This is a genomic window from Methanomassiliicoccus sp. (assembly GCA_033485155.1).
Taxonomy (GTDB): Archaea; Thermoplasmatota; Thermoplasmata; order Methanomassiliicoccales; family Methanomassiliicoccaceae; genus UBA6.
On the sequence record JAWQJJ010000003.1, the window covers coordinates 184,123 to 208,139 of the forward strand.

Genomic DNA, 24,017 nt, shown 5'->3' on the forward strand with positions numbered 1-24,017 from the left:
CACGCGCTCATTTATGTTTCGATTCTTGCAGAATATGTGTTCCATCCACGCTGACCGGGCGGAGTAATTAGCATCTCTCGGAAAGTTGATAAAACACTCGTCGGGTGGCCGTTCAGGGAGCCACTATATCACCAACCTGCCAGGAAGGCTAGGGAGAAGAGGCTGGTGCACAGCGTCCCCAGGAACAGGGCAGCAACCCATCGACGACGGTTCATGTTTTTCGCATAGGCTGCCCCGATGATGGCAAAGAGCAATGTCGAGATCATTCGTGACACGTAGAGCGCGACCGAGGTCTGGGAGAATATCAGGAACGGAAAGACCAGAGGAATGACCAGCAGAAAGTCTATGCTCAGTATCCCCAGAGCGTAGGTCCAATCCTCCTTACAAGGCCGATACCGCTTGGTGTAAGGATTATCTTTGAGGGGCGCGGACCCTGAGATCAGGTCTAGCACCTTCCCTCGTTCATCGGTGCTCAGGGTCGAAGTGATCCCCTCCGAAAGCGCGTCCATCCCCGCATCTCTGGAACCGGCATCGCCCTTCGTTTGCAGGTCGAAGATCGCCTTGTCGCTCTTCGACCTCTCGATGATGTTCGTGTGCATCACCGTCAGACCGTCGATCAAGCCCCAGGCCGTGTTTACGGCGAAGGCGATGAAGACGACATAGGCGATAGCTCCTCCCTCGAACCCCGTGCCACCCAGGATTCCCAGGGAAACAACGACCATCCATACTGCGTAGAACATCTCTCCCAGATAGTCGCCGATCGGAAGATTTCGCTTATAGAACTCTCTGATCCTGACAAAGGCTCTGGAGGCCATGTTAGCACTGGTGATTTTATTGGTGGACCCCAGTAATATCTTTGACTCTAGGTGGCCCTCTCAGACTGGTCGGGCGATTGAAAAAAGTGGAGATCTGATGGACGGGGGCGTCCACCAGTCTAAGTACTGACCTCAGGGCCGGGATAGGCGATGGGAAGGGGTTTACTTACTTCACGGTGAACGTCACCGTCTTGGTCATGGCATTGCCGGCATTGTCCACCGCCTTAACCGTAACGGTATGGCTGCCTACCCCTAACGCGTTCACCGTGGTGTAGCTGGTCTGCGAAGAGGACAACTGAACCCACGAGCCTCCGTCCCTCACGATCTGGAAGTAGGCGATGCCGGAGGCATCGCTCGCCGTCCACGAGATCGTGGGGTGCGTGGCGGTCGTGGTCGCGCCGTTGGATGGCGAGACGATCGTCAACGACGGTGCAGTGGTGTCCGCGGAAGCGGTCGAGACCGAGAAGACTACGGTGGCGTCCTTGTAGTTGCCGGCGTTGTCCATAGCTCTAACGGTGACGGTGTGCGAGCCGCTGGCCAGCGAGTTCACCGTGGTGTAACTGGTCTGCCCTGATGACAGCTGAACCCACGAGCCTCCGTCCCTCACGATCTGGAAGTAGGCGATGCCGGAAGCATCGCTCGCCGTCCACGAGATCGTGGGATGATCCACGGTTATCGTCGATCCGGTTACCGGCGACGTGATGGTTAGGGAAGGAGGAGTGTAATCGGTAGCGATGATAGACGTCGTGAACGTTGCAGTTGCGTCCTTGTAGTTGCCGGCGTTGTCCACCGCCCTGACCGTCACCACATGCCCGCCCTGAGATAGGCTGCCGATCGTGAGGTTCGTTGAGCTAGAGGACACCATGGTCCACTGGCCACCCTCTGTCCTGACCAGGTAGGCCGCAATGCCTGAACCGCTATCGGCTCCGGACCACCTCACGTCTACCGAAGTGGACTTAATCGATGAACCGCTGGTGGGAGATACAATAGCTACCTGAGGACCATCCGCATCCACGGTGACAGCTTTAGACATGGAGGCTGTCGACCCGGCGCTGTTCATGACCTGCATGCCGATAACATAGGAACCGCTCTGAGAGTAGCTATGACTGGCGACCTTGGCGGTCGTCCATGCCGTATCATATGTTCCGTCATTGTTCCAGTCCCATCGAACTTGTAATTTGGATGAGACGTCCTGCGAGTCCGAGCAAGCCGACGCATCGACTGAGAAGGCGGTGCTGCCGTTGCCCAGGGTCGGCGTTACAGTGAACGATGCGCTAGGGCCAGCGCTCCCGGTGTAGGGATAGCCGGCGGTGCCGGTCAGTACCATCGAGGTGATTATCTGCCCCCCGTTGGAAAAGATGGCCTGTTCGCCATAGCTGTAGCGGACCAGGGGATACGCTTTGTTATTCCCCAGCTCGCCCCAGTACAGAGGTTTGCCATCGGCCTGAGCCCATTGCTCAGGTGTTGCGAAATTGCTCACATCGGTGTTCGAAGCATAGTAATGCCTGGAGGCGATCTCGAACGGCACCGTTCCGGTGCAGAGGTCGAAATCGCTCTTCCCCCATCCGAACATCAATCCCAACCCGGCCACACCCATGGTTCGCGGGTGCGAGGATGCATCGGCGGTGTCTTCGGCGACCGAACAGGCCCAGGTGTGGAAAGCGGTCTTGCCGCCATTGCCACTCCAATATTTCGCCCAGCAGTAGTCGTGGTCCGGTTCGTTAAATAGGTCAAATATCGCGATCCCCTTTAGACCATCTAGTGCCGCCATTACATTGTTACAGTAACGGACATAGGCCTGGTAAGCGGAACTGGAGGCTGAGAACACCGACCCAGAACCGCCGAATTGGTAGGCTGGATAGTCCTGAGTTCCGGCGAGGACGAGGACTATCCATATATTGTGGGCCTCGGCCGCGGCCTCCATGGTCTTGAGCAACGATATGAAAGCGTCGTGATGGTTGGCCCATGCATCGTATTGTATGCTTGTACCCCAGGTATCACCGGCCCCGATGCGCACTGTGTTGCAGTGGTAGTAGGCGAGAAGAGCGAAGTACCGATCGAAGAAGTGGGCCGCGGTATCGGAGGGCGAGACCGCGCTGTAGCTGCCGGTGTCCGGTCCGTTGAACACCGAGCTCTTGCCCGCGTACTGGGTCTGGCCTTCGATGTAGGCGAGGATGGCGTACTGCAGAGCTGTGGTGTCTACCACGCCAAAAAAGTCGTTGGACGGGGCCTGACCATCGACCAAAATATTGGAACCTTGGACCGAGACCATGCCATAGCTCGATGAAGCAGAGGCGATTGGAAAAGTTACTGTAAGTAAGGTACTTGACAGCAGCAGCACTAGCACAAACAAGGTGGCTGTCATTTTTTGTTTTATCTTTACCATGTTCTGGTCCCTCTATTACTATGCATATTTGGGAAAGGACAGAGCTTGATCGCGTCAGGAATGATCTCTGAGCTCAGGTCGGATGTTCGGGCGCTCTCGTCAAGATCAGTCGGCCAAACCTGGATCAGGTGGCCTTCGAGCACTATGCTTTTTGAGACGGGGCGGAACCTTTCACGAAAACATCGACATTTCTCATTCTAGCCTATCCCATTACTCGCTAAACGTGACAAAATCACAATTATTAAAGTTAGTGTTAATATTATAAGAAACAAAATTAAATTGATTGATCGGTCGACGTTCAAGCATTGATCCTCTTGCAGGGTTCGAAGAGAACCCGCCTTCCATCCTGATTATGCTCGAAAGTGCCGCCTGCCACCAAGCTGGATGTTGCCATTCCTCCGTACTCAGGTCAGCGAGCGGTCCAAGACAATTGAGTACGTTTCCGTTACTCATAGCAGTCCTCCCTCTGGAATGTTCTAGCCGATCTTACCCATCACCTGCTAAAATGCCCCAGAGGATAAGATGGATATGTCGAGCATTATGCCAGCCACCCATACGGCCTGCTGAGATCATTACTAGACATGAAGTAATAAGTGGCGTTTCCCGGTATCAAATGATTCACGTTATCGAGAAGGCCAACCCTGATGTGGCCCAAGTAATGGATCCATATCCTTTGTTCCTTAATTGTTGTTCGAGGTCGGCAGAGATGGCCATATTGATATTCGGCCCTTCGAAAAGATCCTTGACAAATAGGCCGACAGAAAGCTGTCCATCTGGCCAGAATCCAACGGAGTGATGGCTGTGCCGCCCTTATGCCGGATGAATCAAACTGCTGTGCGATATACTTGTATTTTGATCTGATCTGCTAGTACTATCAAAATTAATGTATCTATATAATTATGACGGATTGTCGCTCTTTTTAATTGCCTCCTTTATACAGTTATCATATTTGATTCGTGGTTGGAAATAATAAAGACCTTTTCCACTCTTTTAACCACGCGGGAAGTATAATGCACAAACTTATTGCTGTATTGATATTGACTCTGGCACTGCTCACCACCGTGGTCGCCGTTCCGTTGGACGTTCATGCCACCGATACCGATAGCAATTTTCAATACCTATTAGTCGACAGCGGGACAGCGGTAGAAATCACGGGATATGTCGGATCAAGCAAAGCCGTGGCGATACCCATCACACTTAACAATCTTCCCGTCGTCAGTATTGGTGACTCTGCCTTCCTGAATCGTTCAGATTTAACATCTGTAACATTGCCGGTCACCGTCACAAGCATTGGTAACGATGCTTTCAGGAACTGTTACAAGATCACCTCAATGACCTTGCCCAATAGTATGATTGGTTTAGGAGATAGGGCGTTCAGTTATTGTGGGCTAACTTCCATCACGATCCCAGACGGCATCACTCGCCTTGGAAACAGAACATTTGAGGGCTGCTCTGCTCTCACCTCTGCGAAGCTCCCCAACGGCATCGTCGATCTCGGTAACTCATCGTTTTACAATTGCTATTCTTTGAAAGCAATTACCTTACCATATAGCGTCATCAATCTCGGGAATAATACATTCGGCAATTGCTACTCTCTGGCCTCGGTTACTTTTTCCAGCAACGCCATCGACTTAGGTAACAACACGTTCTACAATTGCTATTCTCTGACATCGATAAAGATACCTGGAGATGCCGTATCATTGGGGACAGGGGTCTTTTATGGAAGTGGTCTTCGCTCAGTTGACATTCCCAATGGCATTTCCACCATCGGCAATTATTCGTTTAAAAATTGCTACGCTCTGGTCTCGGTGAACCTGCCCAACAATGCCACTTATTTAGGAGACAAAGCGTTCGAAAACTGTTATGCTCTGACTACAATTCCCTTCCCGGACAGCCTCGTCTACATCGGAGACTATACTTTCAGCAACTGTTTCCATCTTACATCGGTAGCGTTCCCTAAAAGCATCAGCAACATTGGATCCTGCGCATTCTTTGGATGTTTAAATCTGACTAAGATATCGTTCCAGGGTAACGCACCGTCAGTTGGAATGAACTGGGCTACTGGTTGCGGTGATAATCTTACGGTGTATTATCTAGAAGGAACCAGCGGGTACACCGCACCCACTTGGAATGGGTTGCCAACATCGTCCTTTCAAGCTGTTGGAAAGGTCATTGGTACTATCAAGACAGTGGATGGTACTCCGCTAGCTAATGCTACGGTCCTGATGAGCAATGACCTTGTTGCTAGAACGAACGCCACAGGGAATTTTGTCTTTAACGATGTTCCGATAGGAAATTACACACTATCTGTCTCAGAGAATGGCTATTCCAAGACAGTGGAGGTGCCAGTGGTTGCAAATGGGATCACAAATTTGGGCGATCTGGTCCTGCAGTCTGCCAATCAGACCTCAGAGACTTCCTTAAGCTCGGGGGGTGGTATGGATCTTACGCTGCCCATTATCATCGCGATCATTTGTGGTGTTGTTGTGTTCGTCCTATATCTGCGGAAGAGACGCTAAGTGAGTTGAGCGCTTCAATTTTTACTGCAACACTGTCGGTTAAACATTTTCACAATTTTATATTTTAATCATTCATATCTCGTTGATTTCGTTGAGGCAGCCACTTTACCATGAACTTGCTTGATTCAGCTTTACCTGAATGGTTTTCGCTCCTACCCCGGCAACGGTTGATAGTGTGTCTTGCGTCCTGCATTTGTACACATGAGGAATGAACTATGAGTTAAAATAGAAAATATCGAATGGAGAAGTGAGCTATGCTTTGACTGAACCGCAATATTGGCCAGATACTTTGACCCTGGTTCGGTCTAGATTATAAACATCCAATCAGGACGCTTGCTGATTGCCGCAATGGATGCTTCATTCGATGGATCGGGGGTGCTATGTCAGCCCTCAAAATGAAGTGAGATCAACGACTGAGTTGTTAAGGCTGTGAGCAATGAAGAGCGCCAATATGGGGCCTGAATAAGGCTCTGAGGAAAGGGTTCAGGGGCCAAAAATATATCCTCAGATTGGACGACCAATGAACGTGTCTCCGTATTGCTTGGTTGGGTGTTGGTCCCGACGACCAACGGGCCGATAGCAATCTAACTAGGGGCTGAGTCTAAACTGGAAGCCCTCTGACCGATATCATAGAACACGCATGCCAACCACCTAAGGTCGTTAGATGTTTTCTTGTGGAGGCGAGAATCAAAGCAACTATGGGATGGAGGATGGCGGCATGAACGCTTCTGAGGCCTCAATGTTAGGTCCTGTCGGAGTGGGAGTTGCCGGTCTTCGAACCTTAGCGCGATCGATGGACCTGGAATACGAGCTGACATACTCCCTAGAGTCGACAACTCGCTAAAGGAAGGCAACCAAGCTAAAACGCATCGCGAGGAAGCCAGAGCCTGGAAATGACCATGCGATGTAACTTACAAAGGGAAGAAGGGGGGCAAGGTCGTTTGCTCATCATACACAACATCACGAGAGTTCCCTTGAGAGAGTACCTAGCTCAGCGAGAAGAGATGATGAATAAAGCGGTCTAGGACCCCGGATACCTATTTTGACTCATTGACATGGAAAGCTGACAAACGTGACCAATGTCACGATAAGTCGGAGGGTCAAGGAGATCGGGATCGAGCGAGGATCGACCTTCGATCGCACGATCTCCGGGCGACTTTCGGAAACCGACATTGGAAACGGGGGATGGATCTGGCGATCATCGCCAAGTTGATGGAGTACGAGAGTCCAGATCAGACCTTCAAAGCTTATATGGGTGTGAGCCAGGAAGACCAAAGGAGGGCGGAGGACATACCGGGGCATCAGGAGCAATTATTCTCTCCCTAGAATCCATGCCAGTTCAACCGAGCAAGAATAACAGGATATCAGAACTGATTATTTCATATTGATTATTAAATATCTTTTTACCAATAATTTACATCGTATCATGAACATTGTTGTAGGGAACGATGGCAGGTCGCATTCGGAGAAAGCGGCCGAATTTGCCTTCCGCTATGCCAAAGCGTTCCAGGCCAACCTGTACATGCTATACATCGTGAACCCGAAGAATCAAGAGGAGAAGGAGAAGGCCATCAAGAACGGCATGCGGGTGCTAGGGCGTGCAAAGATTATCGCCTCAGACCTAGGAGTGCCTTTGGCTACCCTCCTCGAGGCGGGCGAAGCTCATGAGACGTTGCTCTTGGCGGCAGATAAACTAAAGGCCAGCGCCCTTATCATCGGTTCATCTGGAGAGAAGGCTGGCATGTCCAAACTGTTGAGTTCGAGCACGACCGAGAGCCTCATCAAGAATGCACCCTGCACCGTCGTTCTAGTGCGTTGATGGGTGACGAGCAGTATCAATCAATAGAAAATTATAATAATCTGTTGTGCTCAATCTATACCCAATGAGCATGCGTCAGATTCTGTTGATCGTCGACGCCTTCCTGATCTTTGCAATCTTCGTTAGCCTATACTACCTAGTGGAGAACCTGCTGATCTAAAATGGATGACTCCAGCAGGATCGATCTCTTACTCGAAATGACATTTTTAAGGTTAAATGAGCTCGAAAGAGGGAAGATACTAAACACGGCAGATCTCTCTAGTACAAATATGTGCATCGTCTGCTGGCAAATGTAAAGATAATGGATGAGAACGCTTTTTGATATTTTCTATACATTATATTAAATTCAATAAAGACTGACCCTCATGGCAGTGGCCGACCGGTGGATATCATTCTCCGTTTCGAGCAGCCTTGATTTCTATTTTTTATTCTCTATATCAAGAATGATTATGGTATTAGTTGATTTATATATTTTAGGTCCAGTTTTTAATCACTTAAGATGGCTGAAGGGGAGACTGATCCTCTCATCATCTAAGTGAGAGCTTGGGCCGAGGTCCTCGGTCTGAGGCAATCAATGGAGGAATAGAATGGTAATGAGCAAGAAATTTGCAAGGATGTCTAGGGACAAGCGCGCCGAGATGGGCGTTGGTACGATGATCATCTTCATCGCCATGGTCCTCGTGGCCGCTGTCGCCGCGTCCGTCCTGATTAGCACCGCCAACACGGTGCGCGAGCAAGCGACTCAGACTGGAAACGACGCCATTAACAACGTTGCTTCTGGCTTCGACATCAAGTACGTGAAGGGAACTGTAGCCAGCAACGCCATCACCTCGATGGATGTCTATGTCCAGCTGTCCGCTGGCAGCCCGGCCATCCGGATGGATACTGTCACCCTCTCGGTGACTGCTGGAACCTCTAGCGGCGAGCTGACCTTCGACAAGACCGATGGTGCTGACAAGTCCGCTGACGCCGGCACTCCGGCCACCTATGGTGCGATCCTGGTGCCTCCGGCTGCCGCTGGCACCCCCTTTGCGTCCTATAGCACCGTCCAGCAGGGCGACCTGGTGAAGATCACCATTAACGCTATCGGAACTGCAGACCTGGGCATCACCCCCGGCACCTCCGTGACCATCAAGATCATGCCGGCCAAGGGGTCTTCGACCACTGTGTCGTTCACCGTCCCGCCCGTTCTGAGCAACGGCGTTGTGAACCTGAGGTAAACGCGTTAGTGTAAACTAGAAGGAGGGAAACGACGAATGAGCAAGTATCGCACGACCCTCCTTGCCTCTTTTTTTTCCTCGATGGCAGTCCTATCGTTCAAGAAGAAGGGCAAGGACGAAAATCTTGGGAGCGCGTCGTCATCGCTGGGCAACATGAGCCTCAACCATGGGGACACCATGTCGCTGGGCGATCTCGGCGGAGGACTGGGAACTCTGAGCAAGCTGAGCGACATTGGCCAGCCAGGTGGATCGCTGGGCGATCCGATGGGCGACGCCATGCCGAAGTTGGGAGGCGACAACAAGAAACTCCAGGAAGTGGAAGCGAACGTCAACGACCTGAAGAGCCACATGGAGTCGACCGATCTCACCACCAAGGCGATGAAAGGCGAGATGGAGTCCATAAAGAGCGACCTGGGACAGATCAACGACTCCATCAGAACGCTCCTCAACGTTTATGAGGCCGTATCCAAGCAATACAATCCGTTCGTTGATGACGTTCCGGCGGCGCCGGCAGCGAAGGTTACCAGCGAACCGAAGATCGAGGCCACGATGACCATTGCCGGCAGCCCGAAGACCGAGCCCACACCGGTGAAGGCCGAGAGCCTTGTGGAGAGCCTATCGGACATTCCGTTCGATGCCGATGGCCCTCTGGACCGTATCGTCAAGCCGGACGAGGAAGAAGTGCTCGCGATTAATAAGGCGGAGGAACCAGCCATATGCCATTCCCTGACCGACATGCAGGTCAATGAGAAGCTAGCGATAGAAAAGGAGGAGGAACCGGCTATGGTGAAAAGCTTGGAACCGACCATCGACACTACCTTCAACGAACCCAAGCCCGCGTCGATCAGTACCCCGGTGCCCGTGACGAAGCCATTGTCTCATGAGGACGTGTACGCGCTCGAACAGATCCGCAGGCTGGTCGACTGCCTGATGGGCAAGATATGCACGGAACGGTCCGTGGGCAATGAGATAAAGGAGGCGGACATCAGGGCCTTGGACCTCTGGCTAGGAGAGTTCAAGCGATTAGGGGGCATCTAATGGGGATGAGCGTGTCCATCGCCACTGCCATCATCTTCATCGCCTCGTTGATATCGTTCGCGTCGTTAGCAGGCGCCCTGGACCAGGCCCAGAGCTCCCTGATAGAAGCACAGAAGGCCAGTGCCTCGCGGGATGTGGAGGCGCTCCATACGAGCATCTCCCTGACCGAGATCGACAGGCCGAACGGTACCATCGAGGTCGTCAACAGTGGCGAGGTCACGCTCTCATTGGATGAGCTAGACATATTCATCAACGGGACGCTGAGCAACGAGCGCATAACATCGATGACCGTGCAGGGACACAACGATACCAAGCTCTGGCTATCGGGAGAGGTCCTGGTCATCGACCTTAACGGAGAGCTGAGCGGTGCAGCTATCAAGATCGTCACCGCAAACGGGACCTCAGTCTATGATTAGGGGAGAACATGGCATCGGACGACTCAATTACCCAGATGGTCTTCTTCATAGCGTCGATCATCGTTGCCGTTTCCATAGCCGGGACGATAATAGGGGTAACTGGGTTGATGAGCGACGAGGTACGCACGAAGGCCAATGGTGCGGTGACGGAAATGGGCTCATCGATCGCCTTCGTGAACGACCCTCGGCATGTCCCCTATGAAGAGGGCAACCTAACGCTGTACATCAAGAACACTGGAGACATAGTCCAGAGCTACAGGGATCTGATCATATTCGTTGATGGGCAGTACGTCGAGTACGAAGTCAAGATCGTAGGATCGGACAGTGAGAACTGGGTCACCGGTGGGATGGTCGAGGTCACTGTCGCGATAGTGCTGGAAGCGGGAGATCACACGGCAAAAGCCATTGTGGGCAGCGGAGTCTCAGACACCTTGGACTTTAGGCTTTGATCGGACAAGCCTATGGAATAGAGGTAGGAGGTGAGCATTGATGAGTGACGGCTCCGGGAATAGCGGGGGAACGCGCCATGACCTGTTCGGTATTAATTTAAAGCAGGACGAGCTCGCAGCTCGGATGGGCGGCGGTCTCCCCCGCGGTTCCACCATGCTCATCGAGGGCGCGGAAGGGTCCGGCCGGAGCGCCCTCTGCCAGCGCATTCTCTACGGCCTGTTGCAGAACGGCCATACCGCGACCTTCGTGTCCACCGAGCTGACGCTGAGGGATTTCATCGACCAGATGTATTCCCTCGACTACAAGGTCGACAAGAACCTCCTCAACGGCAGCCTCAGCTATTTCCCGGTCTATCCCCTGCTGGGCCAACAGCGGTCCCGGGGTGACTTCCTGGAGAAGCTGATGGCCTCGCCCCAGCTGTACAGCAAGGATGTTCTGTTCATCGACTCTCTGACCACGCTAACGAAGGATAGTCTGAACGAGGCCAACTGCATTCGCCTGATGGGCTTCCTCAAGAAGCAGATGAAACTGGAGAAGACCATCATTATGACCGCGGACGAGGCCTGCAAGGCCGCAGACCCCCTCCGCCAGGCAGTGGACATCTACCTCAGCATCAAGATGAAGGCGTCCGGATCGGAGGTAACCCGGACGGTGCAGACCCTGCGCTATCAACGCGCAAAGCGCAAGGTCGATGACACGATGAAGATCAGGATAGAGCCGGGCATCGGGCTGGTCATCGAGATCACCGAGGTGTCCGGTTAATGGTCAACATCCCTCCGGACCTCGAGAAGGAGATGGCCCATGATCCCAACATCCGGGAGTACATAGAGGAACTCCTCAAGACCACCACGATACTGCCGAAGTACTTCAACAACCTCTCGGTCAAGGACCTCGCGGACATTAGAAAGAACGCCGTGTTGGACCCCACCAGCGCCAACCTGATCTACAAGATCAGCGGAGGGTACATCCACATCGATGCCCTGCACTCGAAGTACATATCGGTCGAAGCCAAGCTGGACCTCGAGCAGAAGGAGAAGCTGCGCAAGATCAAGGAGCTAATCCTGGAGAAGGCCAGCGCCGAGGAGTCGGTGGAAACAAAAGAGGATCTGGTTCGTATACTGGAGAAGCTCTTCGACCTATCGGTAGAGGTCAGCGACAGCGGGCTCAAGAGGAAGAAGAAGAGCGGCAAGGTGGTCCTCAATCAGCGGGAGCACGACCTCCTAAAGTACTATATCAACCGGGACATCGTGGGGTACGGTCCGATCGAGCCGCTGATCATGGATCCGTACATCGAAGATATTCACCTCATCGGAACGTCCAGAGTGAGGGTGTCTCATAAGGCCTTCCAGTATGGGCTGGAGACCAACGTGCGGTTCGATGATGAAGTCACCCTCAACGACTTCTTCGTCTCCATGTCCGAGCGCATGGGGCGGCCGGTCAGCGCGTCCAAGCCCATCGTCGACGGCACCCTTCCAGACGGCTCGCGTATCAACATGATCTACTCGAACGATATCAGCGCCCGCGGCTCGTCGTTCACCATCCGTAAGTTCGCCGCCGAGCCCATCTCGCCGATCCAGCTGATCAAGTGGGGTACCTTCTCCCCGGAGTTCGTGGCCTACGTCTGGTTGTGCCTGGAGAACAAGATGAACATCATCCTGGCCGGTGAGACCGCGTCCGGGAAGACGACCGCGCTCAACGCCCTGCTGTGCTTCATCGACCACCGCGGCAAAATCTATTCGGTCGAGGATACCCCCGAGGTCAAGCCTCCTCAGAAGGGTTGGCAGAGGTGCGTCACCCGTGAGTCCGGACCGGAGGAGGCAAGGGTCACCATGTTCGACCTCCTGAGGGCGGCGCTGCGTTCCCGTCCGGATTACATCGTCATCGGTGAGATCAGAGGTGAGGAGGGTAGGGTCGCCTTCCAATGCATGCAGACCGGTATCCCGGTCATCGCCACCTTCCACGCCTCCAACGCCACCAAGTTCATTCAGCGTATGACCGGGCAACCGATCAGTATTCCCATGTCGTTCATCGACAATGTCAACGTCATCATCTTCCAATCGGCCGTGAACGTCAACCGCCGGTTCTTAAGGAGAGTTACTGGTGTGGAAGAGTTTATAGGCTACAACAAAGAGGCGGGAGGCGTGCTCAGTAGGAACGTCTTCAAGTGGGATTCCGCCACTGATAACCTCTACTTCCGCGGTAACAACAACTCCTACATCCTCGAGAAGAGGATTGCCCTAGAGCACGGTTACGCCGAGCCCAAGGATGTGTACAAGGACCTCCGCCAGAGGGAGAAGATCATCCGCAAGATGATCGAACTGGATATCACCGGATATCACGAGGTCAACAAGATCCTGAGCGACTACTACGAGAACGGACCGAGCTCCCTACCTTTCACGGTGTGATGGGGTATGAAGAAGGACGCCTGGCTGCGCGACCTTCGGATGAAGGAGCAGACCTACTACAAACTCATTCTCGTGTCGGTAGTAGTGCTGGGTATCGTGGTCCCGGCCATACTCACCCTTGTCCTGGCCCCCTACTTGAGCGGGATGCTGCTGGTGGTCGTGTATGTCGTGCCGATCTTCGGCATCTTCGTCATCTTCATGCTGCCGGCGGTGTACACCTCCAGGCGCAAAGTGGAGGTGGAGCAGAACATGCCCATGTTCGTGACCACCATGGCCGCCCTGTCCACCTCGGACATGCCCTTCGAGAGCGTGTTCTACATCCTATCGACGAAGAAGGAGTATGGGCAGCTGGCCAGGGACGCCAAGCAGATCTGCCGGCTAATCAAGCATTACAGCGTGGGCGCGGCCGAAGCCTGCCGCTTCATCGCCGTCCGCACCAGCTGCCAGATGGAGGCGAACTTCTTCAACCGGCTGTCCCACTCCCTCGATGTCGGTGAGAAACTCGACCGATTCATGGCCAATGAACACGACGTCATGATGGACGAGTACGTATTGAGGGCGGAAGCGACCCTGAAGGACCTTGACTTCGTCAAGGAGATCTACACCGGGCTGACCACCTCCCTCATCTTTACCGCGGTGTTCGTGTGCATCATGCCGATGTTCGGCTCGGGTGGAGTAGAGGTGCTGATGATCGGTGTCGTGTTCAGCTTCGCCGCCCTGGAATCATTCTTCATCTACCTGCTGAAGACAAAGGTGCCCAAGGACCGCATCTGGCTGGGGTGGCGGGCCAAGATCAAGAGGGGCATGGTCACCGACAAGGACCGTCTGATCTTCACATCGGTACTGATAGCCGTCCTCGGTATCATCCTGCTGTCGTTCATCATGATACCGTCCGGCCTGCCGATGACCTTCATCGCCTCGACCATCTTCCTGCCCGCGCTCTTCCCCGGAGTGCTCATACTCCGCGAGGAGAAGGCCATCGAGAAGCGGGACAACCTGTTCGGTGCGTTCATCCGGTCCCTCGGGCGATCGTCAGAGGTCAGCGGCACCACCATGGCCGACGGCGTGAAGAAGCTGGCTATGCACTCGTTCGGCCCCCTCACCGACATGGTCAAGAACCTGTCCAAGCGGCTTTCGCTGCACATAAGCGTGTCCGATTCCTGGAAGCGGTTCTCGGCGGAGACGTCCAGCGACCTCATCGACAAGTTCGGCGAGATGTACGTGACATGCATGCAGAACGGGTCCAAGGCCGAGCCGACGAGCGTGTTCATCAGCAATAACATGTTCCGGGTGCTGAGCATACGGAAGAAGAGGTCGCAGACCGCGTCCTCCTTCGTGGGCATCCTTTACGGCGTCATGATCTCGCTGGCGGTCACGCTGTACATCACCATCGGGATCGTAGGTTACATGAGCGACGTCATGTCCTCGGTCGTAATCGATAACTCCGGCTCGGACTCGGCCTTCCTGAACAGCATCCTGAGCGGCAATATCAACATCGCCGAGATCCAGCTGATGGTCTTCGCTGTGATCATAGTCCATGCCGTCCTTTCCTCGCTCATGCTGCCAATGATTAAAGGGGGACATATCGTCGGCTCGGTGGTTCATTTCATAGCGCTGATCTGGATAGCGTCTGCCGCCTCAATGATATCTGAGACCCTGATAAGCGGACTACTGACCAGTGGTTGAAAAATAAAAAAAGATCAGATTGTGGAATGATCGTTTCCCTTCTGGATACGGTAGACGCCGTTGGTCGTGTTGAAGGTAATGGTGCGGCCCCGCACCCCTCCGACGTCCTCCGCCAGCAGAGGTATGTTCTCCCCCTTCAGAGTAGCCCTGGCGGTCTCCGAGTTCCTCAATCCGATGTTCAATGTGTCCGAGGTGATGAAGGAGAACATCTGCGCCCCGCCGGCCATCTTGGCTCTGAGGTGACCCCTCGACGCGCCCATCTCCAGCAGCTCATCGACCATTATCATTATGGCCGAGTCAGCATACTTGGAGGCGTTGACCTTATCTCTCCCCTCCTCGTACCGGGGAAGCATGGCATGAGCGACTCCTCCCACCTGGGCTTGGAGATCGTAGATGGCGATGCCTACGCATGATCCCAGCCCGATGCACATGAGTTTGGCCGGGCTGCGGGCGATCTTATATTCCCCCACCCCCACCACGCTGTCCGCATCAATGAGATGAGCGTGGCCGATGGAAGCGGTGTCCCGGATCACACCCGGCCGGGAGGCTGGGTCGTCCGATTCAATCCTGGATGCCATGGCAGCTCACACAGACCTGAACTTGTCGCTCAGCACCTTGATTGTATCGCGGTCCGGCAGGTAGAGCATGAAACCGGAGCACACCGATCGGTCGAACACGAACTGCGTCCTGATGACCATCAGGTCATCCGCCTCCGACTCGGCCAGGGCGGCAGGGTACTCAAGGATGGCATGGAGCATATCCACCGCCACCCCCGGGGGAGAGGGCAGGAGGGTCACGCCGCAGAACTTGGCGACCGCGTTGAGGTAGGCGGAGGCGCAGATGTTGCCGACCTCGCAGATGGCATCGCGGTCCATCTCATCGAGCTCGCGCACCTCATGAGGCCGGGACAGCATTAGGTCCACAAGGGTAGTGGTCATGTCCTGAGAGAACAGCAACATGATGCCCCCCTTGCCCGTCCCGTGCGTCTCCAGGAACACTCCGACCATGAGCTGCTCGGGGTCCTCGATGACCTCCGGAAGCTGGTGGGTCTCGCACACGTAGTGCTCGGATACCTCCACCACAATGTCCTTGTTGATCAGCGCGGACAGCGCGGTGGTGGCATGAGCGGCACCGATGTTCCCCATTTCCCTCAACCCGTCCACCAGGACGGGGTCCCATTCAATCGATTGAGCTGACATCTTGACACCTCAGAGCCCGAACTTCGACATCATGGCCGCCTGCGACTCGGAGTCCACCCCGAACCTCTTGAATGTGAGGGTCTGGATCCCCTTGCCGGGAGCGAAGATGATGGCGCCCTGGAACCTCTTGTTCGTATCAACGAAGTTGGTCTCCACCCGCACCACGCTGGTATCGCGAAGCGGCGCGATGAGCGCCGGGAACTTTATACGATCGGTGATGCGGTCGATGGACACCGTCGGTGAGTTCGGGATGATCTCGATGGAGAGGAACTTGGCGATGGGGACAAGGTACTGCCGAATGCATATGTCCCCCATCTCCACGAGCACATCCCGATCCTGCTCGGTCATCGGCCGGCCCGGCTGATGAGGCTTGTTGAGCAACAGGTCGGACAGATAGGTGGCGACCTCGCCGGGGAACACCATGTAGATGCAGCTGCCCCCCGTATCGATGTCGATCTTCAGGGTAGCGAAGAGGCTCCCTAGATCGCCGAAGCGATTGGGCAGGGCGGGCATAGGCATGATTCGGCATTCCGTCACGTCGATGAGTATGTCCGTCTTCACCAGCTTGGTTAAGGCGGTGGAGGCGTGGGACGCCCCTACGTTCCCGATCTCCCTGAGAGCGTCCATCTGCAGTTCGTCCAATTGGCTTATCTGTTCTGAGCTCATGTGAAAGCCCCCACGTCCAATATCATTGCCACTTTTCCGTCCCCCAGGATGGTCGCTCCCGAGAAATACCCAGTCTGGCGAAGGTCCTTTCCCAAGCTCTTGACCACTATCTCCTGCTGCCCGATGAGACGGGACACAAGCAAGCAGGCACGGCTATCGTTCTTCTCCACAATGACCGCCGGCATCTCGTCGGCCGCATGTTCGGGCGATCCGAACTCCGATCTGATGTTGAGCACCGGGATCACCTCGTCCCGCAGCTGGAACATCCCGCGGTCGACGACCGCGTGGATAGCGTTCAGGGGGACCCGCACGGTCTCCCGCACGTTCTCCAGAGGGATGGCGTACTTCTCCTCGTTGACCTCGACGAGCATCGCCCGAATGATGCTCATGCTCGGCGGTAGCTTGAGGGTGATCCTGCTTCCCTTGCCGAAGGTCGAGTCCAGGCGAATGAAGCCGCCGAGACCTTCGATCTTCGTCTTGACCACATCCATGCCAACCCCCCGGCCGGAGATGTCGGATACTTTCTCCGAGGTGCTGAAGTTGGGCAGGAAAATGAACTGCATCTTGGCCCGATCATCCATACGGGTTGCCTCCTCCGGAGTGATCAGACCCTTGCTGATGGCCTTGGCGGTGATCCGCTCGATGTCCATCCCCCGGCCGTCGTCCTCCACTGTGATGATGATGTTGCTCTGTTCTTGGAAAGCGGAGAGGATGATTGTACCGCGGGGGCTCTTGCCCTTGGCGATGCGATCCTCCTTGGACTCGATGCCATGATCAACCGCGTTCCTCAGGAGGTGGACGAGGGAATCGCCGATGTCGTCCAGAAGGCTGCGGTCAATCTCGATGTCGTTGCCCCGCATGATGAACTCGACCTCCTTGCCGTTGGCCAGGGAAATGTCCCTGACAATGCGGGGAAACCGCTTGAAGATGAAGTCGACCGGCACCATTCGGGTACGGAGGACAATATCCTGCATCTCCCCCATCAGCCGGGAGTTGTTCTGCAGGGTCTGCTTGAGCTCACGGTTCTTGAGGTCGTTGGCGATCTGGTTGATCCTGATATTATTGATCATGATCTCCCCGACAAGGTCGAGGAGCTTGTCCAGCAGCTTGCTCTTGACTCTGATGGACGAGCTGTTGTTCAAGGCCCCGTGCTTCTCCTCGCTCCCGTCCACGCATTCCTTAGGGGCCTCGGGCGACGGTTCCGACGGCTTCTCCTGTGCGGCCTCGACGGATGGAGCCGTGGTGGCTTCGACCTTTACCGGGGTCGGGGCGGTCTTCTCCCCGCCCATGGTGATGGCGTGGATTGTCGCGTCAGCCACACCGGTGACATTACGGACCGGAGTCAGCAACGAATCATCGTCCGATGCGGTGCCCAGGACCATGATGAGGCCCTCGTCGGAATCGGAGACCTCAGCCATGTCTGGAGAGGACGCCAGAAGCGAGCTCATGGGGGCGATGGCCTTGGACACCTGATAGGCACGGCCCTCCTTGAACTTCAGGCCTTCGCTCCAGGTGATGCTCATGATGATCGGGCGAGTGCCTTCGGGCAATACCTGACGGATGCGCTCCAGCTCTTCCGGCTCGAGGGTGAGCTCGTCGTCACTACCGCTCGTAGTCTCGGGGGCAGCGGCGGGGGCGGGGGCGACGTCGATGGCCGCCTCGATGCGTCCGGCCAAATCCTTGAAGGAGATGTGCACGCTGCCCGACGACTCGAGCTCCTCGAGCATGCGCTCGATGGTGTCGACCCCGGTGAACAGAAGCTCCATGACCGCCCGATCTGGAATCGCCTTCCGCTTGCGCAGCACGTCAAAGAGATCCTCCATGACATGAGCTAGCTCCTGGATGGATGGTATCCCGATGACCCCGGCGGTACCCTTCAGGGTATGCATGGCCCGGAACGCCTCATTCATGCTCTCTTCGTCGAAACCTTTCTCCTCCAGCGTTAGCAACATGCTGTTCAGGGACTGGAGGTTTTCCCTTGATTCCTCGATGAAGACGTCAAGATACTGTGAGTTGTCCATTTTTCACATCCCCGTGCTGATCATGATGGTGATGGCCTGGGCGATGTCCTCGAGAGGGACTATGCGGTCGGCAGCGTTCAGGTCCGCGACCGCCTTGGGCATCCCGTACACGACGCAGGTCTCCTCGTTCTGCACGATCGTCTTGCCCCCGTTCTTCTTGATGAGCTGCATCCCCGCCGCACCGTCTGAACCCATGCCGGTAAGTACCACGCCGATAGTACGCGGCCCGAAATGGGGGGCCACGCTGTTCATGAGAACATCCACCGCCGGACGCACGTAGTTCACCTTGGGGCCGTCGTCCAGGTGCAGCTTGTTGCCCCTAAGGACAAGATGCTTGTTCCCCTGGGCAAGGTAGATCTTGCCCTTCCGTATCTCGTCCCCTTCCTCGGCCTCCTTGACCTCCAGAGGGGAGATCCAGTTGAGCCGCTCGGCGAAGGAACGCGTGAACCCCTCAGGCATGTGCTGGACCACCAACACTGCAGCCGGGAGGTTTGCCGGCAAGCGCGATAGGACCTCGGGGAGGGCCTTGGGGCCTCCGGTAGACGAGCCGATGAGCACGATCCAGTCCCCGCTGAGAGTGGGCATCTGGGTCGGCTGCACGGGTCCGGTACGCATCTGACGGGGAGCGATCTTAGCCTTGGCCGCCGCCTTGATCTTGGACAGTATGGCTTCGCTATCCTTCTCCAGATCTAGGGAAAGGGAGCCGGCGGTCTTGGGTATGAAGTCTACCGCTCCCAGATCCAGGCTCTTCAGGGTTATGTCGGCCTGGCGCTTGTCCATGGAGCTGAGCATCACCACCGCCCGCGGGGCTTCGGCCATTATGTGCTGCAGGGCGGTGATTCCGTCCATGACGGGCATCTCGATGTCCATGGTGACGACGTCGGGGTCGAGCTGACGCACCTTATCGAGCGCCTCCGCCCCGTTGCGTGCGGTGCCCACCACCTCTATCTCCTCGTCCTTGGAGAGAAGGTCGGAGATTATCCGGCGCATCACGATGGAATCATCCACCACCAGCACTTTGATTTTGAACACTAGCTCATCTCGCCGTCTTATGGGCTGCCTGTAGCAGCTCAGCGTTCTCGAAAGGCTTGACCAGGAAATCCTTCGCCCCATTGTCCAGCGCCTGCATGACCAGACTCTTCTGGTTCAGACCACTGACGATGATGATGCGGGCATCCTTGTCCACCTCCACGATCTTCTTCACCACGTCGGTACCATGCTCTCCAGGCATGATTATGTCCATCGTCACGAGGTCTGGGCAGAGTTTCACGTACTGCTCCACCGCCTCCTTTCCGTTCTTAGCCTGGCCGACGACCTTGAATCCGCCATCCTTGGTCAATATGTCGCTGATCATCGCTCTCATGACCATGGAATCGTCGACGACCAGGACCTTCTTCTCGTTGCTCATCTCTATACCTCTGCAGTCTTCATCTTATCTGCCGGAGCCTTGAGCGACGCATCGCCTTGGCTCGAGCGGATCAGTTCCACACCGTTCATCACTTTCTCCAGATCGAGCATCATGATCAGCTTGTCCGGCAGCTTACTGATGCCGGTCAGGGCTGATGATTCCGTCCCCGCCAGAGTTTTGGGGGGAAGGGAGATGCTCTCCTTGGGCACCCTCATGACATCCTCCACCGCATCCACGATTATGCCGAGCTGGTTGTCGCCAACCTCGGCCACGATGATCCGTGATTGCGTGGAGCGGGCCGGGCCCTCGGAGGCTATGTTAAGCCTCTTCTTGAGGTCGATCACCGTGGTGATCTGGCCGCGCAGGTTCATGACCCCCTCGATGTACGAGGGGAGCTTGGGAACCTTGGTGATGTCCTCGACCTTGCGGATCTCCCTAACCTGGGAGACCACTATGGCGAAGGTCTCCTTTCCCAACCGGAAGGACACTATCTGCTCGACGTCCCCGGTGAGCTCAACCTTACCCCTCTTGCGAGCCATGTCATGACCTCACTGGGCCTCGATGCCCCTCTTGGCCAGCGCTTCCTTGACCTTCACCGGCACGTTCGCCTTGCTCTTAGGAGCGGGCTCGGCGGGTGCGGGGCGGGGGGCGGCCTTGGCCACGGGCTTCAAGGGCTCCTCCACTCTCTCCTGCTCGCTTCCTATCTTGAACTGCTCGGAGACCCTCTGAAGGTTCACGGCCATCTCGCTGAGGGTCTGGGCCCTCGCCGTGAGGTCCTCCATGCTCGCCGTGAGCTCCTGCGTGGACGACGCCGACTCCTCGGCCGAGGAGGCGGTCTCCTCGGCGATGGACGCTATGCCGTCCACCGACTTGGCCGCGCGCTGGGCTCCGTCCTTCTGCTTAACCATGAACTGGGCGATGTCGCTGGCCTCGTCGGCAGTGCGGGCGATGGCGTCGGAAATCTCCGAGAACGCCTTTCCGGTGTTGTCGACCATCTGTATGCCGTCAGCCGCCTCCTTGGTGCCGCGATGCATGGCCTCGACCGCCTTTCCGGTCTCCTGCTGGACCTCCTTGATCATCTTGGCGATGCGCTCAGCCGCTTCTCGGGAGTCCTCGGCGAGGTTCTTGACCTCTTCCGCGACGACGGCGAATCCGCGGCCCTGCTCGCCTGCTCTCGCCGCCTCGATCGCGGCGTTCAGCGCCAGCAGGTTCGTCTGGTCCGATATGTTGGTGATGACGTCGACGATCTCGCCGATCTCTTCCGAGCGCTTGCCCAGGACGGTGATGACTGCGGCCGATTCCTCGACCACCTTGGCGATCTCCTGCATCTTCTTGATCGTAGCATCCACCGTGTCCTTGCCTCTCAGGGCGCCCTCGCTGGCGGAAGTGGCGGCAGTGCGGGCGGATTCCGACTTGGAAGACACGGTCTCCACCGAGGAGGCCATCTCGGCCATGACCTTGGCCGTCTCGTCCACCTGGGCGGCCTGGTTCTGCGCCCCCCGGGAGATCTGCTGGATCGCGGCACTGACCTGCTCGGTGGAGGCGTTCATCTCCTCTGCCGAGGAGGCCAGCTCCTGCGAGGTGGAAGATACCATGTCCACCGAGTTGTTGACCTCGGTGAGCAGGTTGATCAGCGACAGTCTGAGCTTGCGGATGGCCATGTGGACCTCATGGAATAGCTCGTAGGCCTCCTTGGTGTCCATATCGGCCTCGTGCAGTTCTATGGAGGCGGTGAGGTCCCCATCGGCCATCTCCTCGAGCACGCCCTTGATCGCGTTGGCCGAATCCACCTGGTAGGAAGAGACCTTCTGGGACTTCTTGATCATCTGCTTCATGGCCGTCTGGTCGGTCACGAACTCGAAAGCTCCGATGACTTCGCCTGCGTCGTTCTTCAAGGGCGCACCGGCGCAGAAAATGTCCATATGATTCCCGCCCACGGTGCAATCATTCTCGCAGGTGTGCACACCCTTGATGCGCATGGCTTCGCTGCACGGGCAGGCCGCGGTCTTACACTTGGAGGTGTTCCAGAGATCCGCGCACTTCATGCCCATTAGATCCTTCTTGCTCTTTCCCAGAAGCTTGGCCCCGGCCTCGTTGATGTACATGATCCGGAGATCTTTGTCCATGAACTGTATGGGGGTGGGAATGGACTCGAAATCGCCGACCACAGAGTCCAGGGTGTGGTTGACGCCGTCGAGGATCATCTTGTAGTTACCGCCGTGCTGAGAGAGGTTGGCCCGCTCATCTAGGCGACCCTGGATGGCCGCGCGAGACAGGGCGTTGGTATCCTTCACCAGCGCCCGGATGGCGTCACGGGCCTTGACCAGGTTGTTCATGATCTGCTCGTATGCCACCTTGCTATCCTGGGTGTACTCGTCCGCATCCCCGACCTTGGTATCGAAGGTCAGGTCGCCGACGGCGAGCATCTCCAGACCCTTGGCCACGCGCTCGACCTCGACCTGTTCGTACTTTATCTTGCGCATGGTCTTGGTGACGTCCTGCAGTATCTCGACATGACCGACGACCTCCCCCTTGGCGTTCTTAAGGTACGAGACATCGATCTGGTTGGTCTTGCCGTTGCGCTCGGCCATGGTCCTGCTCTGACCGTGCCTCAGGCGCATGATGCCGCAGTCCTTAGTGCCGCAAACCTGGCCGTTCCAGGCCTGGCAGTTCTGGCCCAGTAGCTCGCTCTTAGGCTTCTTGAGTATGTCCAGGGATGCCCTGTTCAGATAGGTCATCCTCATGTTGGCATCGGTGACCGAGAGCGGGAAGGGCAGGGCGTCGATGATCTGCTCATACCAGTAGGTCTTATCCACCACCAGGTCCAGGGTCTGGTTGAAGCCTGATATCACATTGGCGTACTCGCCCTGGTGCTTGGACGCGTCGGCCCGCTTGCTGAAGTCGCCCTTAGCCGCGGCATCGCTGAGGGCCTTGGTGTCATCTACCAGCGCCTTGATGGCGTTCTGACATAGGTCCAATCGATCCCTCATGATCGCCAGATCCCCTTTGACTTCCATTTCGAAGCCTTTGGACAGATCGCCCTTGGACATGTAGCCCAGCTGGGTTACAACCGCCTTCAGGGGCTTCATGAACGTATCGATGGTCTCGTTCATCCCATCGACGATGCTCTTATAGTTGCCCTCGAACTTGGAAGCGTCCACCCTGGCCTTCAGGTTGCCGGCGTGCACTTCTTCGGTCAGGCGCTTGACCTCTTTGGTAATCTCCGTCTCCTTGGTGATATCGGTGATGAGTTCGATGGCCCCGACGACCTTGCCCGATTCGTCTTTTACCGGAGCAACGGAGCATCGAATGGGCATTTCTCCCGACTGAAGGTGAGCGTGGGTATCGCCGATGAGGGGGCGGTCTTCGCTCATGGACTTGCGCACCGCACAGTTGCCACCCTTGCAGTGGTCGGTGTTCATCAGCAGGTGGCAGGATGTCCCCAACACCTGGTCCAGGCTCTTTCCTACCATCTTGAGGGCAGCCTGGTTCATGAAGGTGATCTTGAGGTCGGAGTCCACGGCCATCACTGGCGTGGGGATACCGTTCAGGAACGCGTTACCGTTGCTGCCGGTACCGGCGCTTGCCTGGGGGATCATGAACCCGACACTACCGATGATATTCCCGGCACCGTCGGTTATTGGCCGTGCGGAAACGGTCACTATGTGCGTGACTTCATCGTTGTTTACAAACTCGATGTCCTTGACCTCGATGGCTCTCCCCAAGGATATGGCGTCCATGACCTTGCAGCCCTTCTTGCCGATTGCCCCGTTGAAGATGTCTCGGATCCTCATTCCTACGGCATCCTTGGCATTCAGCCCGGTCAGTTCGGCAGCGGCATCATTGAACGCCACTACCTTCCATCCAGCATCCGTGGTATACGCGGCGACTGGCAGGCTTGCGATCACATCCGAATCGATCATCTTCTCGGAACCTTGTTTCATGACATCATTCCTCTGTGTGCCAGAT

At 55.9% G+C, this 24,017-nt stretch carries 19 protein-coding genes; 9 read left to right on the forward strand and 10 right to left on the reverse strand.

The genetic code is table 11. From position 1 onward, the window contains the following. Positions 1–128 precede the first annotated feature (128 nt). The gene (locus SA339_06475; GenBank protein ID MDW5562856.1) at positions 129–815 is read right to left on the reverse strand and encodes a hypothetical protein; all 687 of its coding nucleotides are present in this window, start codon (positions 813–815) and stop codon (positions 129–131) included. A 166-nt stretch (positions 816–981) separates the two neighbouring features. Then, on the reverse strand, positions 982–3,087 hold the full coding sequence (locus SA339_06480) for an Ig-like domain-containing protein (protein MDW5562857.1): 2,106 nt from the start codon (positions 3,085–3,087) through the stop codon (positions 982–984). Between the two features lie 1,124 nt (positions 3,088–4,211). Here SA339_06480 and SA339_06485 point away from each other — a divergent pair. The 9 genes from SA339_06485 to SA339_06525 all read left to right on the forward strand — a co-directional run bounded on the left by SA339_06485 (position 4,212) and on the right by SA339_06525 (position 14,754). After that, positions 4,212–5,720 (forward strand): leucine-rich repeat protein, encoded by a 1,509-nt coding sequence (locus tag SA339_06485; protein ID MDW5562858.1) that lies wholly within the window; start codon positions 4,212–4,214, stop codon positions 5,718–5,720. Positions 5,721–7,146: 1,426 nt separating this feature from the next. Further along, positions 7,147–7,539: a universal stress protein gene (locus SA339_06490; GenBank protein ID MDW5562859.1), complete on the forward strand. Its 393-nt coding sequence runs from the start codon at positions 7,147–7,149 to the stop codon at positions 7,537–7,539. Between the two features lie 593 nt (positions 7,540–8,132). Beyond that, on the forward strand, positions 8,133–8,759 hold the full coding sequence (locus SA339_06495; GenBank protein ID MDW5562860.1) for an archaellin/type IV pilin N-terminal domain-containing protein: 627 nt from the start codon (positions 8,133–8,135) through the stop codon (positions 8,757–8,759). A gap of 36 nt (positions 8,760–8,795) precedes the next feature. After that, positions 8,796–9,797 (forward strand): flagella accessory protein C, encoded by a 1,002-nt coding sequence (locus SA339_06500; protein ID MDW5562861.1) that lies wholly within the window; start codon positions 8,796–8,798, stop codon positions 9,795–9,797. Continuing rightward, entirely contained in the window at positions 9,797–10,213 is a 417-nt protein-coding gene (locus SA339_06505; protein MDW5562862.1) for a hypothetical protein, read from the forward strand. Before SA339_06500 ends, SA339_06505 begins: the two co-directional genes overlap by 1 nt. An 8-nt stretch (positions 10,214–10,221) precedes the next feature. Beyond that, the gene (locus tag SA339_06510) at positions 10,222–10,662 is read left to right on the forward strand and encodes a hypothetical protein (protein MDW5562863.1); all 441 of its coding nucleotides are present in this window, start codon (positions 10,222–10,224) and stop codon (positions 10,660–10,662) included. 40 nt (positions 10,663–10,702) lie between these two features. Continuing rightward, a complete protein-coding gene (locus tag SA339_06515) occupies positions 10,703–11,425 on the forward strand; it encodes an ATPase domain-containing protein (protein MDW5562864.1) in 723 nt (240 codons plus the stop codon). Then, positions 11,425–13,068, forward strand: coding sequence for a type II/IV secretion system ATPase subunit (locus SA339_06520; protein MDW5562865.1), 1,644 nt, complete (start codon positions 11,425–11,427; stop codon positions 13,066–13,068). Before SA339_06515 ends, SA339_06520 begins: the two co-directional genes overlap by 1 nt. Before the next feature lie 6 nt (positions 13,069–13,074). Beyond that, complete coding sequence (locus SA339_06525; GenBank protein ID MDW5562866.1) at positions 13,075–14,754, forward strand: type II secretion system F family protein; 1,680 nt, start codon at positions 13,075–13,077, stop codon at positions 14,752–14,754. A 14-nt stretch (positions 14,755–14,768) separates the two neighbouring features. Here SA339_06525 and SA339_06530 read toward each other — a convergent pair whose 3' ends face one another. From SA339_06530 to SA339_06565, 8 genes are read right to left on the reverse strand one after another with little or no spacing between them, the layout of a single operon-like run. Continuing rightward, entirely contained in the window at positions 14,769–15,332 is a 564-nt protein-coding gene (locus tag SA339_06530; protein ID MDW5562867.1) for a hypothetical protein, read from the reverse strand. A gap of 6 nt (positions 15,333–15,338) precedes the next feature. After that, positions 15,339–15,953, reverse strand: a complete 615-nt coding sequence (locus SA339_06535) for a chemotaxis protein CheC (protein MDW5562868.1) — start codon at positions 15,951–15,953, stop codon at positions 15,339–15,341. A gap of 9 nt (positions 15,954–15,962) precedes the next feature. Further along, positions 15,963–16,619 carry a chemotaxis protein CheC gene (locus tag SA339_06540; GenBank protein MDW5562869.1) on the reverse strand — a complete coding sequence of 219 codons (657 nt, stop codon included), beginning with the start codon at positions 16,617–16,619 and terminating at the stop codon, positions 15,963–15,965. Then, positions 16,616–18,640 (reverse strand): chemotaxis protein CheA, encoded by a 2,025-nt coding sequence (locus SA339_06545; GenBank protein ID MDW5562870.1) that lies wholly within the window; start codon positions 18,638–18,640, stop codon positions 16,616–16,618. Before SA339_06545 ends, SA339_06540 begins: the two co-directional genes overlap by 4 nt. Positions 18,641–18,643: 3 nt before the next feature. Beyond that, on the reverse strand, positions 18,644–19,672 hold the full coding sequence (locus tag SA339_06550; protein ID MDW5562871.1) for a chemotaxis response regulator protein-glutamate methylesterase: 1,029 nt from the start codon (positions 19,670–19,672) through the stop codon (positions 18,644–18,646). Between the two features lie 4 nt (positions 19,673–19,676). Then, positions 19,677–20,048 carry a response regulator gene (locus tag SA339_06555; GenBank protein MDW5562872.1) on the reverse strand — a complete coding sequence of 124 codons (372 nt, stop codon included), beginning with the start codon at positions 20,046–20,048 and terminating at the stop codon, positions 19,677–19,679. A gap of 2 nt (positions 20,049–20,050) precedes the next feature. Then, positions 20,051–20,587 (reverse strand): chemotaxis protein CheW, encoded by a 537-nt coding sequence (locus tag SA339_06560; GenBank protein MDW5562873.1) that lies wholly within the window; start codon positions 20,585–20,587, stop codon positions 20,051–20,053. A 9-nt stretch (positions 20,588–20,596) separates the two neighbouring features. Then, on the reverse strand, positions 20,597–23,992 hold the full coding sequence (locus SA339_06565; protein MDW5562874.1) for a PAS domain-containing protein: 3,396 nt from the start codon (positions 23,990–23,992) through the stop codon (positions 20,597–20,599). Between the last annotated feature and the right edge of the window lie 25 nt (positions 23,993–24,017).

What these genes read in the sequence shown, in the direction of transcription:
- SA339_06530 (MDW5562867.1), bottom strand. Translation starts at nt 15,332, where the DNA reads ATGGCATCCAGGATTGAATCGGACGACCCAGCCTCCCGGCCGGGTGTG.
- SA339_06515 (MDW5562864.1), top strand. Translation starts at nt 10,703, where the DNA reads ATGAGTGACGGCTCCGGGAATAGCGGGGGAACGCGCCATGACCTGTTC.
- SA339_06510 (MDW5562863.1), top strand. Translation starts at nt 10,222, where the DNA reads ATGGCATCGGACGACTCAATTACCCAGATGGTCTTCTTCATAGCGTCG.
- SA339_06480 (MDW5562857.1), bottom strand. Translation starts at nt 3,087, where the DNA reads ATGGTCTCGGTCCAAGGTTCCAATATTTTGGTCGATGGTCAGGCCCCG.
- SA339_06565 (MDW5562874.1), bottom strand. Translation starts at nt 23,992, where the DNA reads ATGAAACAAGGTTCCGAGAAGATGATCGATTCGGATGTGATCGCAAGC.
- SA339_06555 (MDW5562872.1), bottom strand. Translation starts at nt 20,048, where the DNA reads ATGAGCAACGAGAAGAAGGTCCTGGTCGTCGACGATTCCATGGTCATG.
- SA339_06525 (MDW5562866.1), top strand. Translation starts at nt 13,075, where the DNA reads ATGAAGAAGGACGCCTGGCTGCGCGACCTTCGGATGAAGGAGCAGACC.
- SA339_06520 (MDW5562865.1), top strand. Translation starts at nt 11,425, where the DNA reads ATGGTCAACATCCCTCCGGACCTCGAGAAGGAGATGGCCCATGATCCC.
- SA339_06485 (MDW5562858.1), top strand. Translation starts at nt 4,212, where the DNA reads ATGCACAAACTTATTGCTGTATTGATATTGACTCTGGCACTGCTCACC.
- SA339_06560 (MDW5562873.1), bottom strand. Translation starts at nt 20,587, where the DNA reads ATGGCTCGCAAGAGGGGTAAGGTTGAGCTCACCGGGGACGTCGAGCAG.
- SA339_06475 (MDW5562856.1), bottom strand. Translation starts at nt 815, where the DNA reads ATGGCCTCCAGAGCCTTTGTCAGGATCAGAGAGTTCTATAAGCGAAAT.
- SA339_06490 (MDW5562859.1), top strand. Translation starts at nt 7,147, where the DNA reads ATGAACATTGTTGTAGGGAACGATGGCAGGTCGCATTCGGAGAAAGCG.
- SA339_06535 (MDW5562868.1), bottom strand. Translation starts at nt 15,953, where the DNA reads ATGTCAGCTCAATCGATTGAATGGGACCCCGTCCTGGTGGACGGGTTG.
- SA339_06540 (MDW5562869.1), bottom strand. Translation starts at nt 16,619, where the DNA reads ATGAGCTCAGAACAGATAAGCCAATTGGACGAACTGCAGATGGACGCT.
- SA339_06545 (MDW5562870.1), bottom strand. Translation starts at nt 18,640, where the DNA reads ATGGACAACTCACAGTATCTTGACGTCTTCATCGAGGAATCAAGGGAA.
- SA339_06500 (MDW5562861.1), top strand. Translation starts at nt 8,796, where the DNA reads ATGAGCAAGTATCGCACGACCCTCCTTGCCTCTTTTTTTTCCTCGATG.
- SA339_06505 (MDW5562862.1), top strand. Translation starts at nt 9,797, where the DNA reads ATGGGGATGAGCGTGTCCATCGCCACTGCCATCATCTTCATCGCCTCG.
- SA339_06495 (MDW5562860.1), top strand. Translation starts at nt 8,133, where the DNA reads ATGAGCAAGAAATTTGCAAGGATGTCTAGGGACAAGCGCGCCGAGATG.